The sequence below is a fragment of the Ensifer sp. NPDC090286 genome (assembly GCF_044769565.1).
GTDB lineage: Bacteria > Pseudomonadota > Alphaproteobacteria > Rhizobiales > Rhizobiaceae > Ensifer.
Map to the genome: position 1 here is coordinate 81,758 of NZ_JBIVYF010000004.1, position 14,539 is coordinate 96,296.

At 61.2% G+C, this 14,539-nt stretch carries 12 protein-coding genes; 11 read left to right on the forward strand and 1 reads right to left on the reverse strand.

Annotation, left to right across the window (positions count from 1 at the left end; translation table 11 throughout):
• Nucleotides 1-133 precede the first annotated feature (133 nt).
• Nucleotides 134-1,729: a winged helix-turn-helix domain-containing tetratricopeptide repeat protein gene (locus ACIQUG_RS20940; protein WP_402323839.1), complete on the reverse strand. Its 1,596-nt coding sequence runs from the start codon at nt 1,727-1,729 to the stop codon at nt 134-136.
• 203 nt (nt 1,730-1,932) lie between these two features.
• Here ACIQUG_RS20940 and ACIQUG_RS20945 point away from each other — a divergent pair, with 203 nt between their 5' ends.
• The 11 genes from ACIQUG_RS20945 to ACIQUG_RS20995 all read left to right on the forward strand — a co-directional run bounded on the left by ACIQUG_RS20945 (nt 1,933) and on the right by ACIQUG_RS20995 (nt 14,120).
• Entirely contained in the window at nt 1,933-2,685 is a 753-nt protein-coding gene (locus ACIQUG_RS20945) for an SDR family oxidoreductase (protein ID WP_402323840.1), read from the forward strand.
• A gap of 76 nt (nt 2,686-2,761) precedes the next feature.
• Nucleotides 2,762-3,856 carry an HlyD family secretion protein gene (locus ACIQUG_RS20950; RefSeq protein WP_402323842.1) on the forward strand — a complete coding sequence of 365 codons (1,095 nt, stop codon included), beginning with the start codon at nt 2,762-2,764 and terminating at the stop codon, nt 3,854-3,856.
• Complete coding sequence (locus ACIQUG_RS20955) at nt 3,853-5,448, forward strand: MFS transporter (RefSeq protein WP_402323843.1); 1,596 nt, start codon at nt 3,853-3,855, stop codon at nt 5,446-5,448. The genes ACIQUG_RS20950 and ACIQUG_RS20955 overlap by 4 nt, the downstream gene beginning before the upstream one ends.
• Nucleotides 5,449-5,563: 115 nt before the next feature.
• The gene (locus ACIQUG_RS20960) at nt 5,564-6,511 is read left to right on the forward strand and encodes an MBL fold metallo-hydrolase (protein WP_402323844.1); all 948 of its coding nucleotides are present in this window, start codon (nt 5,564-5,566) and stop codon (nt 6,509-6,511) included.
• A 156-nt stretch (nt 6,512-6,667) separates the two neighbouring features.
• Nucleotides 6,668-8,155, forward strand: coding sequence for a cyclic nucleotide-binding domain-containing protein (locus ACIQUG_RS20965; RefSeq protein ID WP_402323846.1), 1,488 nt, complete (start codon nt 6,668-6,670; stop codon nt 8,153-8,155).
• Between the two features lie 144 nt (nt 8,156-8,299).
• Nucleotides 8,300-8,710 carry a cupin domain-containing protein gene (locus ACIQUG_RS20970; RefSeq protein ID WP_402323848.1) on the forward strand — a complete coding sequence of 137 codons (411 nt, stop codon included), beginning with the start codon at nt 8,300-8,302 and terminating at the stop codon, nt 8,708-8,710.
• A 55-nt stretch (nt 8,711-8,765) separates the two neighbouring features.
• Complete coding sequence (locus tag ACIQUG_RS20975) at nt 8,766-9,524, forward strand: SDR family oxidoreductase (protein WP_402323849.1); 759 nt, start codon at nt 8,766-8,768, stop codon at nt 9,522-9,524.
• A gap of 323 nt (nt 9,525-9,847) precedes the next feature.
• A complete protein-coding gene (locus tag ACIQUG_RS20980; protein ID WP_402323851.1) occupies nt 9,848-9,976 on the forward strand; it encodes a hypothetical protein in 129 nt (42 codons plus the stop codon).
• On the forward strand, nt 9,977-11,278 hold the full coding sequence (locus ACIQUG_RS20985) for an alpha/beta hydrolase (protein WP_402323852.1): 1,302 nt from the start codon (nt 9,977-9,979) through the stop codon (nt 11,276-11,278). It begins immediately after the preceding gene.
• A gap of 443 nt (nt 11,279-11,721) precedes the next feature.
• Nucleotides 11,722-12,819 carry a carboxynorspermidine decarboxylase gene (locus ACIQUG_RS20990; protein ID WP_402323854.1) on the forward strand — a complete coding sequence of 366 codons (1,098 nt, stop codon included), beginning with the start codon at nt 11,722-11,724 and terminating at the stop codon, nt 12,817-12,819.
• A gap of 62 nt (nt 12,820-12,881) precedes the next feature.
• Nucleotides 12,882-14,120, forward strand: coding sequence for a saccharopine dehydrogenase C-terminal domain-containing protein (locus tag ACIQUG_RS20995; RefSeq protein WP_402323855.1), 1,239 nt, complete (start codon nt 12,882-12,884; stop codon nt 14,118-14,120).
• The last annotated feature ends 419 nt before the right edge of the window (nt 14,121-14,539 follow it).

Sequence of the window (14,539 nt, forward strand, 5' to 3'; positions counted from 1 at the left end):
CGGTCAAGGCGATCGCTTAACCTCCGTCGTTATGCGCAGGCGGGCGTCGATCGGTCGTGACATCACCAACCCGTCGGGGTCGAGGTTCCCGACAATTGCAGAAGCGCTCAATACGCTCCACGAGCGGCGAAGGTCATTCCGGCAATCCTGCGAGCCGCAAGCCGTCGGCAAACCGCTTGAAATCGTCCGGTCGATGGATCGGCAGCCAATCGCGCAGATTGGAAACGCACAGGGCCGGATCTAGCCGCTGCAGGCGCTGCATGTACCGTCTTGCCTCTTCAGGACGTCCCGCAAGCGCATGACTGGCCGCGGCAAGTGCGACGGCGGCGAGCAGGGTCGGCAGGTTCGCAAGTGCCTTCTCGGCCCAGACCAGCGCATCGTCGTAGTTTCCGGAAAAGAAATGCGCAATTGCCGTTCCCGTCTGCATGCGGAACATCTCCGGATCGAGCGGGCTCAGGCGAACGGCATGGGCGAGATCCTTGATCGCACTCTCCGTCTCACCCCGAAATACGCGAAGCACGCCACCCAGGAACCACGCGAGTGCGAAGTTCGGATTGAGCAGCCGGGCCCTGTCGATCAACGCGATGCCGGCGTCGAGATCGTCGGCGAGATGGCCAAGCGCGTGGCCGCCTCTCGTGAGCGCCACAGCGTCGTCCCGGCCAAGCTCAACCGCGAGCCGTGCCAGCCGCGCCCCCTCGGCGATCTCTGCCGTGCGGTCGGTCATCCAGCCGTTGAGCTTGCGCCAGAAGAAGCACCAGGCGGCGCCGGCATAGGCGGAGGCAAACTCGTCGTCGAGCGCGATCGCCTTGTAGAAGAGAGGCAGCGCGGTTTCGAGCGCCTCGCGGGTGCCGCTGTGCAGTTTTGCCATGCCGCGAAGATAGTAGTCGTAGGCGTCGAGGCTTTCGGTCGGTTTGCGCTTGGCGCGTTCGATCTCGATCCGCTCGAGCTGCGGCGAGATCGCGCCGACGACGCTCTCGGCTATCCCGTCCTGCAGCTCGAAAATGTCGTCGAACGTGCCTTCGAAGCGCTCGGCCCAGAGATGCGCTCCGGTCGTGGCGTCGACGAGCTGTCCGGTGATGCGGACCTTGTTTCCCGATTTGCGCACGCTTCCCTCCAAAACGTAGCGCACGCCAAGCTCGCGGCCGACCTCGGCTGCCTCCACGGTCCGGTCCTTGTAGGTAAAGCTCGAATTGCGTGCGATGACGAACAGCCAGCGGAGCCGCGAGAGTGCGGTGATGATCTCCTCTACCACGCCGTCGGTAAAATACTCCTGCTCCGGATCGCCGCTGAGGTTCTGGAAGGGCAAGACCGTTATCGAGGGTTTTTCGGGCAAGGGGAGCGCCGGCGTCGGCACGCGCGCTTCACCAGGACTGCCATCGACGATGCCCAGACCCTGCGCAGGGGCGTCGGTGCCATCGTCGACGAGGCTGACATCACCGACGAAGCGGAAGCCCTTGCGGGCGACGGTGCGCAGCAGATGCTGTTCTTCGCCGCTATCGCCGATGGCCTTTCGAACGGCGTTTATGTGGCTGGTGATCGTCGATTCCGACACGATGCGGCCGCCCCAGACGGCGCGCAGCAGGTCATCCTTGCCGACGACCCTGTCGCGGTTTTCGAGGAGGTGCAGCAACAGGTCGAAGACTTGCGGGCCGACGGCGACCACCTGCCCACGCAGGGTCAATTCCCGGCGTTCCGAATGAAGCAGATAGCCCGCAAACTTGAATTGCACCGCAGCCTCCTGGCCTACCTACCCTTGAACCACGAAAGCGCGTGCTCAAGGCATTGCGTTGCGATCACACAATCGCTTGGACGGACAATCAAGCTATTCTCAAGGATAATTCAAGACGGGTCCAAGGACTTCTTCGGCGCGCACGTACACACTCGGCACACATCGGCAGCAATGGTGCAACCGAGAAAAAGCAGAGTGAACCCATGAAGATCGTCGTCATCGGAGGCACCGGCCTTATCGGATCGAAACTTGTGAAGAGCCTGCGCGCGCGTGGCCATGACGTGCTTGCGGCCGCACCGAACACGGGCGTCAATACGATCACGCGTGAAGGCCTGGCTGCAGCGATGGATCGCACGGATGTCGTCGTCGATGTCGCCAACGCTCCCGTTTGGGACGACAAGGCTGTTCTCGAATTCTTTGAGACGTCGGGGCGCAACCTCTTGGCGGCGGAAGCTGCGGCCGGCGTTCGCCACCACATCGCGCTCTCGATCGTCGGCAGCGAACGGTTGCCCGACAACGGCTATTTTCGAGCGAAGGTCGCGCAGGAGAACCTCATCAAGGCATCCGGCACTCCCTACACCATCCTGCGGGCAACGCAGTTTTTTGAATTCGTCGGCGGCATTGCGCAGTCGGCGATGGTGGACGGCGAGGTTCGACTTTCTCCGGCGCTGTTCCAGCCCATCGCGTCCGACGACGTCGCCGCGGTGCTCGCCGATATCGCGGTCGCGGCGCCGGTCAATGGAACGATCGAGGTCGCCGGACCGGAAGCCATGCCGCTCGATGAGGTCGTCAGGCATTTCCTGCGGGCGACAAAGGATGATCGAAAGGTCGTTCCCGATGTGCACGCTCGTTATTTCGGCGCGTTGCTCGATGACCGGTCGCTGACCCCCGGCAACCACCCGCGGCTCGGCGAAATCCGCTTCGCCGACTGGGTCGGCCGACAGGCCGGGCTCTAAAATCGCAAGCATTCACATCCGCAAGCTGGCGACGTCCGCGCGACGCAGCCGACGAAATTCAACGGGAACCACGACAATGGACACGCTCGAGGACAGGATTGCCACCGCCACGGAAAGCGGCTCGACGGGCGCTGCCGGTAAGCGATCCAGCAAGCGGAAAAAGCTGGGCATGCTTATGTGCCTGGGTGCAGCTGTTGCCATCGTCGGCGGTTGGGCCTGGGCCCGTCCGGGCGGCGAGGCATCGACGGACAATGCCTATGTTCGCGGCGACGTGACGTCGCTTGCTCCGAAGATTGCCGGCTATGTCGTGGCCGTTGAAGTTCAGGACAATCAGAGCGTCCGGGCGGGAGATGTGCTCTTCCGGATCGATGACAGGGATTATCGGGCTCGCCTCGCACAGGCTGCGGCCAATGTCGAAGCCGCCAGGGCTCGACTGGTCAATGTCGATGCGGAGACCGAGCTTCAGCACGCCCTTATTCGCCAGGCCGAAGCCCAGAAACGCTCGGCCGTTGCGGAAATGAACCTCGCTGCCAAGGCGTACGAACGGCGCCGCGAGCTGATCCGCAGCAACACCATCAGCCAGGCGCATGTCGATGAAAGCGACGCGGCGCGATCGAGGACCGAGGCAAGCGTATCGGCGGCCTCTGCGACGATCGAAGCGCAGAAGCAACGTATCGCCGTCCTTGCGGCCCAGCGTGAGGCCGCCGTCGCGGCCGTGGCCCAGGCGGAGGCTGCACGCGACCTTTCCCAGATCGACCTCGAAAGCACGATGGTGCGCGCCCCGGTCGATGGCGTCATCGGCAACCGTCAGGTCCGCGTCGGCCGTTTCGTTGCACCCGGCACATCCCTGCTCGACATCGTTCCGGTCGACGACGTGTGGGTTGTCGCCAATTTCAAGGAAACGCAACTCGAGCGTATCCAGCCGGGTCAGCGCGTGCGGATTACCATCGACGGTTATCCGGGGCAGGTCCTTGACGGCCAGGTTGACAGCTTTGCGCCCGGCAGCGGCTCCGCCTTCAGCCTGCTGCCGTCGGACAACGCAACGGGCAACTTCGTTCGCGTCGTCCAGCGGGTACCGGTCAAGATCCGATTTGCGCGCAACCCCTTGGCTGGGCGCCTTGTGCCCGGGCTGTCTGCGAGGGTCGACGTGGACCTGGGGAGTGGGTCATGACCGCGCACGTAGCCGCTACGGAGAATCGCGAGGCGTCTGCGTCAGGCGCGCTGATGGTCGCCGGGATCGTGCTCGCGGCGCTGACGGAGGCGATTGCCAGCACCGTTCTTTCGCTCAGCCGCGGCGACATCATCGGCGACATCCATGCAACGACGGACGAATTCGCCTGGCTCGACGTCGGCTACACGGCCTTCAAGCTCATCGGCTTCATGGCCGCCGCTTCGATGCTCAACCGCATTCGGCCGCTCAGTCTCGTCATCGGGTCGACACTCATCATGGGGATCGCGTCAGGGATTGCCTCCGCGACGACGTCGCTCGATCTCCTGATTGTTCTCAGGGTCATTCAAGGTCTTGCCGGCGGCGTTCTGCTCGTTGCAGGGCAGACCACCATCTTCTTTGCTTTCAAGAGCGCCCATCAGCCAATCCTTCAGGCGCTGTTTGCCATGGGCGCGGTGGTCGCGCCGGCAACGCTCGCCCCGGCGCTTCAGGGGTGGTTGTTGGACAGCCAGTCCTGGACCTGGATCTTCTACTGCAATGTCGTCCTGTCTCTCGGCGCCGCCGGACTTCTCCTGATGGTCGAGGATCCGGCACCCGCCGCGACGAGGCGACGTCCCTTCGACTGGGTCGGGCTGTTATTGGTTTCGGTCGCGCTTTTCTGCTTCAGCTATGTCCTCAGCCAGGGCAGCCGCTGGGACTGGTTGGAAGAGCCGCGCATCCTTTGGCTCTCGGTCGCAGGCGCGGCCTCGCTGCTGCTTTTTCTCGGGCAGCAGGTGCTGCGCAAGGGCACCGGCCTGCTCGATTTTTCCCTGTTCGGATCGGACGATTTCGCCTTCGCCTTCATCGTCAGTTTCGTCGCCGGGGCCGCACTCTTTGGCAGTGCGTTCCTGATCCCGGCCTTTGCCGTGTCCGTGCTGGCGTTTACGCCGACGGCGGCGGGCTTGCTTCTTTTGCCAAGCGGCGCCCTCTTCGTTGCGGCCCTGCTCCTGTCCGCCTTCCTGATGCAGGTCCGTCGGCTTCCCCCGTTCGCGACCGTGCCCTTCGGTATTGTGATGATTATGCTGGCGATGTGGATGCTGTCCGGGTCGACGAGTGAAAGCGGTGCCCCCGACATGATGGCGGCGATCCTTTTGCGCGGCCTTGGCCTTGGGTTCCTGTTTCTGTCGATTACCTTGATTGCCTTTACCAATCTCGACAGGCGAAACCTCGCCTCCGGGATCGGACTGTTCAACACGGGGCGCCAGCTCGGCGGCCTTGTCGGCGTTGCCGGGCTTCAGACCCTTATCGACCACAATGTCGCGGGAAATGTCGTAGTCCTCGGCGCGAGCGTCAATGCCGGAGGCCAGGCCGTCATCGAACGTCTGGCTGCAACGACTGCCATGCTTGCGGCACGGGGCATGGATGCCGCTCCTGCCGGTCGGGCCGCGATGGCGCTTCTCGGCCGGGCCGTTGCCGGGCAATCCATCGTGATCGCTTTCGACACGGCGTTCAACGCCGTCGCGTTGCTGTTCGTCTTCGCAGCGCCCGTGCTCGTGGCCATCAAGGTCGGCCTGGCCCGGCGCGCCAAGGCACGCCACACGCACCCCGACCGCTGACCCAACGGGACAGCCCTAAACCGAGGTATAGCTCGACCGTCAACGTCGCTCGAACCTAGAGTCCACCACATCAACCGAGAACCACACGTCTCATCAGGGAAAACAGGAGGACATCATGACGCCGGCAGAAGCAAGATCTCACACGAATACGATCGTCGAACCCGCGCTGTCCGGTCGGTCGGCTCCGGAAGAGCTGGTTCCATCGCGCTATGCAGTCAAGGTCGGTGACATCGAGGTCCTGGTCGTCAGCGATGGGGTTTTGCCATTGCCAACCACGATGCTGGGACACAACGCCGACGCCGCCGATCGGGCAGCCTGGCTCGACGGCATGTTCCTGCCGGCCGACGCCTTCGACTGGTCGCTGAACGTGGTCGTGGTGCGAAGCGGCGCACAAACCATTCTTATCGATGCCGGGCTTGGCCTGGATCCGGACCTGAACCTGCCGCGGGCCGGCCAACTGATCAGAAGACTGACGGCCGCAGGCATCGACCTTGGATCCGTGACCGATGTGGTGCTTACGCACATGCACATGGACCATATCGGCGGGTTGCTGGTTGATGGCGTGAAGGAGCAACTGCGCCCGGATTTGCGGATACATGTCGCCGCCGCCGAGATCAAGTTCTGGGAATCGCCTGATTTCACCCACGCGGTCATGCCGCAGGGTTTCCCGGATGCGCTCAGGGAAACTGCCAAACGCTTTGCGAACGAGTACCGCAACCATCTTCGACCTTTCGAAGACAAGTGCGAGGTCGCGCCGGGTGTGGTTGCCGAGCGCACCGGCGGCCATACGCCTGGGCACTGCGTGGTCCGGGTGGCTTCGGGAGGCGACCGGCTGATGTTTGCCGGCGACGCCCTGTTCGCCGTCGCCTTCGACCATCCCGATTGGTTCAACGGTTTTGAACACGACCCCGAGGAGGCAGCTCGCGTTCGGGTGCGTCTCATGAACGAACTGGCCGAGACGGGATCGTCGCTGGTGGCCACGCACCTGCCTTTCCCGTCCGTCGGTCATGTAGCGATCGACGGCGATCGCTTCCGGTGGGTTCCGGTGTTCTGGGACTACTGACGTCTCAAGCTTAGCGATTGCGCGCAAGGACCATCGGTTCGTCTTGTTCTCCATCCCGGAGCAGAGCACGGCCGATGGTTTTGCGTTTCATGGCCACAAGGGCGGCCTCGCAGGGAGTGTCGCGGAGGGAGAAAAGTCGCCTCGCAGGGAGTGGAAATGGACCAGCAACCCCAATTATTCCCCGTCCTCGTCTGCGTTCTGGGCATCGCCGGAATTGTCGTCTGGCATCTGCAGGGCAGGGCGCGCCCAACGGCGCGGCTGGTGGTGCAGATCGCCTTCTTCGCGTCGATGACGGCCGTGTTCGCCTACACCCGCCTCAATCCGTTTCGCTACGACCGGACCGATCTCGACGGCGCGCAGACACTGCTCGTGGCGGCAAAGACGCTCTGGTGGGTGCATCTCTCCTGGGCGGCGATCGGGTTCATTCGGCTTTACCTTGTCCTCGATGGCCGACCGCGGGAAGCGCGACTGATCCAGGATCTGGTCGTTGCAGTCGTCTATCTCGGCGTGCTGCTCTCGATCCTGGCATTCGTCTTCGGCGTGCCAATCGGGGGCTTGCTGGCAACGTCGGGCGTCATTGCGATCATTCTCGGTCTCGCGTTGCAGAGCACGTTGGGTGACGTCTTCTCGGGCATAGCACTGACCCTCGGTCGCCCTTATGTCCTTGGTGACTGGATCAGCCTCAGTGACGGAACGGAAGGCCGGGTTGTCTCAAGCAACTGGCGGTCGACGCATCTTTTGACCGCAGCCCACAATCTCGTCGTCCTGCCCAACAGCGTCCTGGCAAAGATGGGGCTGACCAACATCAGCCAGCCCGACGAGAACCACCAGATCATCGTCTCGGTTCGCGTGGCTCCGACCCACATGCCGCGCATGATCGTCGACGTCATGCATGCTGTTTTCGACAGTTGCAACGCGATCGTGAAGCAGCCACCTCCAACGGTGGGGCTTGTGGGGATCGATGCCAGCGCCATCACGGTGGAACTCCAGTTTCGGGTCACAAGCCCGGCCCAGCGTGGCCCGGCGCGCAACGAAATCATCGACCTGGTCTATCGGCATTGCAGGGCAAACGGCGTTCAGCTGGCTCTACCGCCACAGAGCACGCTCATGCAAGGTCCTGGCAGGTCCGACCTGCAGCACGCTGTCGCGCCGGCACAGGACCTGATCGACGCGATCCCGATCTTCTCTAATCTCAGCCAGGAAGAACGCGATACACTTGCGGCTGCGGCGACGCCGCGCAGCTTTGCCGCCGGTGCCGAAATCGTCCGCGAAGGCCGGTCGCTCCAAAGCCTGATGATGATTAAGAACGGCGTGGTGGCGCTGAAGAGCGGCGATGTCGAAATCGCGCGCCTCGCCCCCGGTGATTTCTTTGGCGAGGACGGCCTTTTGGCCGGGGTAAAGGAGAAGCACGACCTCCATGCCGTGACCCGCCTTACCGTCTACGAAGTTGATCAGTACGCGTTCGCGCCGCTTTTGGCGAAGCGCCCGGAAATTGCCGAGGATCTCGCGGCCCACTTGGCGCAACGCGAAGCGATCGGAGCTGGTTCGCAATTGCCTGCGAACCAGCGCGAGCGGCGCAAGCTGGACCTGCTTCATGCCATCCGCTCCATCTTTCGAAGCCAGCGTGAAAGCGCGAACGGCTGAGGCGGCGACACGGCGGTTCGTACGCGATCGCGCCGCTGCCGATACACAATCGCCGCTGCGGCAAACCTACGTATATCTGTTTCTCTCCGCAGGCCCGCCATACCATCCCACGCATTGCCAACAACGTGAATGGAGGAGAAATCCATGCGAAAACTAGCGATTGGTTTGCTGTTTGCAACGCTGATCACCGGACCGGTAGCGGCCTCCGACGAGCCCTATAATGCCAAGGTCACAGTGGTGTTCGACCACGCGCTTCCGAATGTGCCGGGAAAGAGCATGCGCGGCGTTCTGGTCGAATATGGCCCTGGCGGCCACAACCCGTCACACACCCACCCCAAGAGCGCCTTTATCTATGCGACGGTGATCGAAGGCAGCATCAAGAGCCAGATCAACGACGGCGACGTGAAGGTCTACAAGACCGGCGAGAACTGGATCGAAGTCCCGGGCGATCATCACCGCGTCAGCGCGAACGCAAGCGACAGCGAGCCGGCGAAGATCTTGGCCGTTTTCGTTCTTGATACGACCGAAACGGACATGGTGTTGCCCGCGAAGTAGCACCCTTCTTCTCAATCTAACGCGATCCTCAGACGAGCCTGCAAGGAGCAGAACCATGAAAATCGTCATTATCGGCGGCACTGGCCGCATCGGGTCAAAAGTTGCAGAACGCCTCAGAAGCAACGGCCACGACGTTGTGCAATCGGCACCCTCCACGGGCGTCGATACACTGACGGGTGAAGGCCTGGCCGATGTGCTTGCCGGCGCCCAGGTGGTCCTCGACGTCAGCAATTCTCCGTCCTTTGAGCCGAGCGCCGTTCTTTCGTTCTTCGAGCGGTCGACCTCGAACCTGCTTGCGGCGGAGCGGGCGGCCGGTGTCGGCCACCACGTCGCGCTCTCCATCGTCGGTATCGAACGATCGCCGGACAATGGCTATTTCCGCGCCAAAGTCGCACAGGAGAGCCTGATCAAGAAGGGCGGCGTTCCTTACACCATCGTAAGGTCAACGCAGTTCCTGGAGTTCCTCGGCGGCATTGCCGATGAGGCAACTGTCGACAGGACCGCAAAGGTCTCGTCCGGCGCGTTCCAGCCGATCGCTGCAGACGACGTCGCGACGTTCGTCGCAGAAGCGACGATCGGCAAGGCTGAGAACCAGACGATCGAAATCGCCGGGCCTGAAAAGAAGCCCATGAGCGACTTCATTTCCGAGTATCTGGCAGCCGTCGGCGATAGCCGCAAGGTCGTTGCCGACCCGGATGCCAAGTACTTCGGTTCGCGCGTCGACGATCAGTCGCTGGTTCCTCTCGGATCCGCCAAGCTGGGTAAGCTCGACTTCAGGAGTTGGAATGCCCAACAACCTCAGGCGGCCGCCTGAGATCGCGCCGTCGGGCCGATGCGGCAACGAAAAGCGCATCGGCCCGACGCCTTTTGTCTTCGGTGCAAGGCAAAGCTGCCGCGGCTATCCTGCCGGCGTGCTGGTCCGAGTGGGCGCTGGGTGGCCGCAGCCGGGTCGGCCAGCCTTGAATGAATGACCGCATGACATCATGAAGATCCCGTTTTCAGTCTGCCCCACCTCAGAGGAACGGTCGGCGATCGGACGGCGCATAAACGGATGTATAGCTGCCGCACGCGGCGGGTTTCCGGCACGATGACGAGCGGCGATGTCGGTCGATCATGTCAGGCGGAGGACGAAGCACCATGACGCATGAGGAGATTTCCGATCTCACCTTCCGGATCATGGTGATCTGTGCCTGGAACCGCATCAGTGTCGCGGCCTGCGCCGTTCCTGACTCGGCCGACAAGGTCTACGGATTGGACGGTCTCTAGATGGATTTTCGTCGGGCAATGGCGGGGCTCTTCATGCTTGTCTGCCTTGTCGGCTGTGCCTTAGAGCGTGCATCGCTCACAGCGCTGCCCGCTGCCACGTCACCGGCATCGCGCGGCGCGCAGCCTGTCCGAAAGCAGCAAGGGTCCGAGGCATCCAAACTCCTTTACATCACCGACCGCGCGCCGACGGTCGTTTCCGGCAACAGGCTGTCATACGGCGCCAAGCGGGCGATCTACTTAAGCTTCGGATCGGTATCGATCGCCCCAAGACGCTCTTCTTCTGCCGGCAAGAGAGAATTCCGGGTCGACGCTATTTCCGAGACCGGCCGGTTTCCGGCAACGCCCTACGGGATCGTGGCAACGGCGAACGGCCTGCGTCGCACTCCGCAAGCAGTTGCGGCACATGAACAGGCTGTCGCATCACTGCAGGCGGACATCGCCCGGCGTCTCGCAACGGCCGGACGTAAGGAAGTCGTCGTCTTCGTTCACGGATACAACAACAGCTTCGACGACGCGGCACTCGCCACCGATGAGATCTGCCGTTCGCTGCAAAACCAGTTTGTCTGCATTGTCCTGACCTGGCCCGCCGGAGGCGTCGGCGGCTCGTTCTTCGGCTACAGCATCGACCGTGAGTCGAGCGAGTTTGCGGTTGCGGACTTCAAGAAGGCCGTTCGCGTCATCGCCGCAACGAAGGGCGTAGAGAGGCTTCACCTCCTGGCGCATAGTCGCGGAACCGATGTGCTGGCGAGCGTCGTCCAGCAGCTTGCCATCGAAGCCTATGTCAGCCGATCCTCGCTCTGGCAGCGCTACAAGATCGCGAATGCTGTGTTTTTCGCCCCCGATATCGATCTCGATGTCGCGTCGTCCAAGTTGTTCGCCTGGGTCTCCGACCCCGATCTTGCATTCGGGAGCAAATCGACGCCAAACACATTGCCCGCTCAAGGCTCGATGCACCTTACGGTCTATTCGTCGCCAAGGGACGAGGCGTTGAAAGCCTCGACGCTGATCTCCGGCAGCGCCCTACGGCTTGGTCAGCTCGCCGTCGGCAATCTTCCTCGCGACAGGAGCGAGGCGGCGTCCAGATGGGCAGGATCGCATATGGGAGGGCTGGTCGATTTCGTCGAATACCCCGGCGGCGACGGCTTTATCGGCCACAGCTACTTCCTGTCCGACGCCACCATCAGGGCGGACTTGGTCGCGCTCATTCGCGACAGAGCCAAATCTGGCGATCCCCGACGCCAGCTCATCGAAATCAGACGCCCATTCTGGCGAACGTCGAATACCCCACAGGCGGTGCGATGACTGTCCCAAGGATTTGGAAGAGACAGTCCATTTGTGAGGCGATCACATAATGTACCAAGTGGAAGCCAATCCCGTGTCGGTATTAACATCCGGCTGGAGGTTGACTTTGTGGCGCCGGGAGGCGATGAACCGCTATGCTAAACGCCATCGTCCAGCTTCGTAGAGAGCCTTCGCGCTCTAAAAACGGTTCGCAGCCCGAACGCAGGTGACACCTGGTTTGCGTTCGGGGTCTCCAGGAACTCCTCCCGAACAACGCGCCACCTTCGCGGTTACCGCCGCACCAATGATCTGAAATCTTAACCAAACGTCCTCTGCCTCGCAGCAGCTCAGGGTCCTTCCCGCACGCATTCTCCCTGTTTGGGTGTTGTTTGTGATGCGAGCCGAAGCCTTGATTGCCAACGGTAGGGTTAGCGTATCTTCCATTCACTCTGAGGGAGTTCATCGTGATTCAAACCCCGTGCTACGTTATCGACAAAGGCAGGCTCCTCTCCAATCTGGAGAAGATCGCACTTGTTCGTGAGCTATCGGGAGCCAAGGCCCTGCTGGCGCTCAAGTGCTTTGCCACGTGGTCCGTCTTTAATTTCATGCACGATTATATGGACGGTACGACCTCGTCTTCGCTTAACGAAGTGCGCTTGGGGCGCGAGCGTTTCGGTAAAGAGACACATGCCTATTCCGTTGCCTATGCAGACTATGAGATCGACGAGGTCGTTTCTCATGCGGACAAGATCATCTTCAATACGATCGGCCAGCTTCAACGATTCAAGGCTCAGTCCTCGGTCATCGCCCGCGGCCTTCGTCTGAACCCCGGGATCTCCTCATCGAGCTTCGATCTTGCCGATCCCGCCCGGCCCTTCTCGCGTCTCGGCGAATGGGATCTCAGGCGAGTGGAACCGGTCATGGACCTGGTGTCGGGCTTCATGATTCATAACAATTGCGAGAATAGCGATTTCGATCTGTTTGAGCGAATGCTCGGCCATATCGAGCAAAAGTTTGGTTCGCTCCTGAAAGAGGTTCGTTGGGTCAGCCTTGGCGGCGGCATCCACTTTACCGGAGAGAACTATCCGCTCGAAAGGTTCGCCGAACGCCTCAAACGTTTTGCTGGCGACTATGAAGTGCAGGTCTATCTGGAACCGGGTGAGGCCTCGATCACCAAATCGACCACGCTGGAAGTCACCGTGCTCGACAAGCTTTACAACGGCAAGGACCTTGTCGTGGTGGATTCGTCCATCGAAGCGCACATGCTAGATCTTCTGATCTACCGCGAGAGCGCGAAGGTCTCTCCGAACCAGGGACCTCATCGTTACATGGTCTGCGGCAAATCTTGCCTGGCCGGCGATATCTTCGGCGAGTTTGATTTTCCGAACGAGCTGAACGTCGGCGATCGTCTTTCGATCCAGGATGCTGCCGGCTACACGATGGTCAAGAAAAACTGGTTCAACGGCGTGAAAATGCCGGCAATCGCCATCCGCGAACTTGATGGCAGCCTCAGGACGGTCCGCGAGTTCGGCTACGCGGATTACGAACAGAGCCTCTCCTGATCCTGGCCCTCAGCCGGCAGGAGGACTTTCTGACGATTGGATATAAGGAACTCGTCCTCATCATGAAAAAGAATGTACTCATCATCGGCGCAGGCGGCGTCGCCCAGGTCGTTGCGCACAAATGCGCCCAGAACAACGATGTTCTCGGCGACATAAACATCGCTTCGCGAACGAAATCGAAATGCGATGCGATCATTGCCTCTGTTCACGAGAAGGGTGCGATGAAACAGCCGGGCGTGCTTACGGGCCATGCTCTCGACGCGCTCGACGTCGAGTCCACGAAGACGCTCATCACGGCGACGAAATCCGAGATCGTCATCAATGTCGGCACCGCCTTCCTCAACATGTCTGTGCTTCGGGCCTGCATGGACACCGGCGCTGCCTATATCGATACCGCGATCCACGAAGAACCGAACAAGATCTGCGAGACCCCGCCGTGGTACGGTAACTACGAGTGGAAACGAGCCGCTGAATGCGAGATGAGAGGCATCACCGCCATCCTCGGCGCCGGCTTTGATCCGGGCGTCGTCAACGCCTATGCGCGCCTCGCAAAGGACGAGTATCTGGATAAGGTTACCGACATTGACATCGTCGATATCAATGCCGGGACTCATGGCAAGTATTTCGCAACCAATTTCGACCCGGAAATCAACTTCCGCGAATTCACCGGCGTCGTTTATTCATGGCAAAAGGGCGAGTGGCAGGAGAACCGCATGTTCGAAATCGGCAAGGAATACGACTTGCCGGTCGTCGGAAAGCGCATGGCCTATCTGTGCGGCCATGACGAGGTGCATTCGTTGGCCAAAAACATGGACGGCGCTGATGTGCGTTTCTGGATGGGCTTCGGCGATCACTATATCAACGTCTTCACAGTGCTGAAATCGATCGGTCTGCTCTCCGAACAACCGGTCAAGCTCGTCGACGGCGAGGAGGTCGTCCCGCTTAAGGTCGTCAAGGCCTGCCTGCCTGATCCAGCCTCGCTCGCGCCGGGATACGAAGGCAAGACCTGCATCGGCGACTATGTAAAGGGCCTGAAGGACGGCAAGGAAAAGACAGTTTTCATCTACAACGTGGCCGACCACAAGGAAGCCTATGCAGAAGTCGGTTCGCAGGGCATCTCCTACACTGCGGGTGTCCCACCCGTTGCAGCCGCCCTGCTCGTGGCCACGGGTGAGTGGGACGCGAAAAGGATGGTCAACGTCGAGGAACTCCCGCCCATTCCATTTATCAAACTGCTAAACGGTATGGGGCTACCGACCCGCATCCAGGATGAGAATGGCGACAGACCTCTGTCCTGGTAACACGTCTATCATCGTGTCCAACACTCGATGGCGCTCGGATCGCGGCAGCAATCGTGATCCGAGATTTGTTATGGTCCGGGACGGTGGAGGCAAGCGTGCGCAAAGCGGCAGTCAATTCCACGGCCACTTTGGCGGGCCGGTATAGTGCCTGCCAAACCGCATTTGGGCCGCGTCTGGACTAAATGTCGCCGGACTGTCAAAAGTGTTCAAGGACGCGATCGCCGTTATCTTTAGAACGGGGTCGGGCGACCGATTGACGTCACGTTGCTGCCGCGAGATCACTCTGGCCGTCCTACTATCAGCGGACAATGGCGGGGCGATGGTTTCGTTCGACCCACTGGCAGCATTTGGAAGGCGAGAGAGGGGGACAAGGATCGCCCGGAGTCTTCGTTGAATATCGACGTGAAGCGCCAACGAGT

Coding starts and splice junctions, on each gene's coding strand:
- ACIQUG_RS20965 (WP_402323846.1), top strand. CDS start 6,668: ATGGACCAGCAACCCCAATTATTCCCCGTCCTCGTCTGCGTTCTGGGC.
- ACIQUG_RS20970 (WP_402323848.1), top strand. CDS start 8,300: ATGCGAAAACTAGCGATTGGTTTGCTGTTTGCAACGCTGATCACCGGA.
- ACIQUG_RS20960 (WP_402323844.1), top strand. CDS start 5,564: ATGACGCCGGCAGAAGCAAGATCTCACACGAATACGATCGTCGAACCC.
- ACIQUG_RS20955 (WP_402323843.1), top strand. CDS start 3,853: ATGACCGCGCACGTAGCCGCTACGGAGAATCGCGAGGCGTCTGCGTCA.
- ACIQUG_RS20975 (WP_402323849.1), top strand. CDS start 8,766: ATGAAAATCGTCATTATCGGCGGCACTGGCCGCATCGGGTCAAAAGTT.
- ACIQUG_RS20980 (WP_402323851.1), top strand. CDS start 9,848: ATGACGCATGAGGAGATTTCCGATCTCACCTTCCGGATCATGGTGATC.
- ACIQUG_RS20950 (WP_402323842.1), top strand. CDS start 2,762: ATGGACACGCTCGAGGACAGGATTGCCACCGCCACGGAAAGCGGCTCG.
- ACIQUG_RS20945 (WP_402323840.1), top strand. CDS start 1,933: ATGAAGATCGTCGTCATCGGAGGCACCGGCCTTATCGGATCGAAACTT.
- ACIQUG_RS20995 (WP_402323855.1), top strand. CDS start 12,882: ATGAAAAAGAATGTACTCATCATCGGCGCAGGCGGCGTCGCCCAGGTC.
- ACIQUG_RS20985 (WP_402323852.1), top strand. CDS start 9,977: ATGGATTTTCGTCGGGCAATGGCGGGGCTCTTCATGCTTGTCTGCCTT.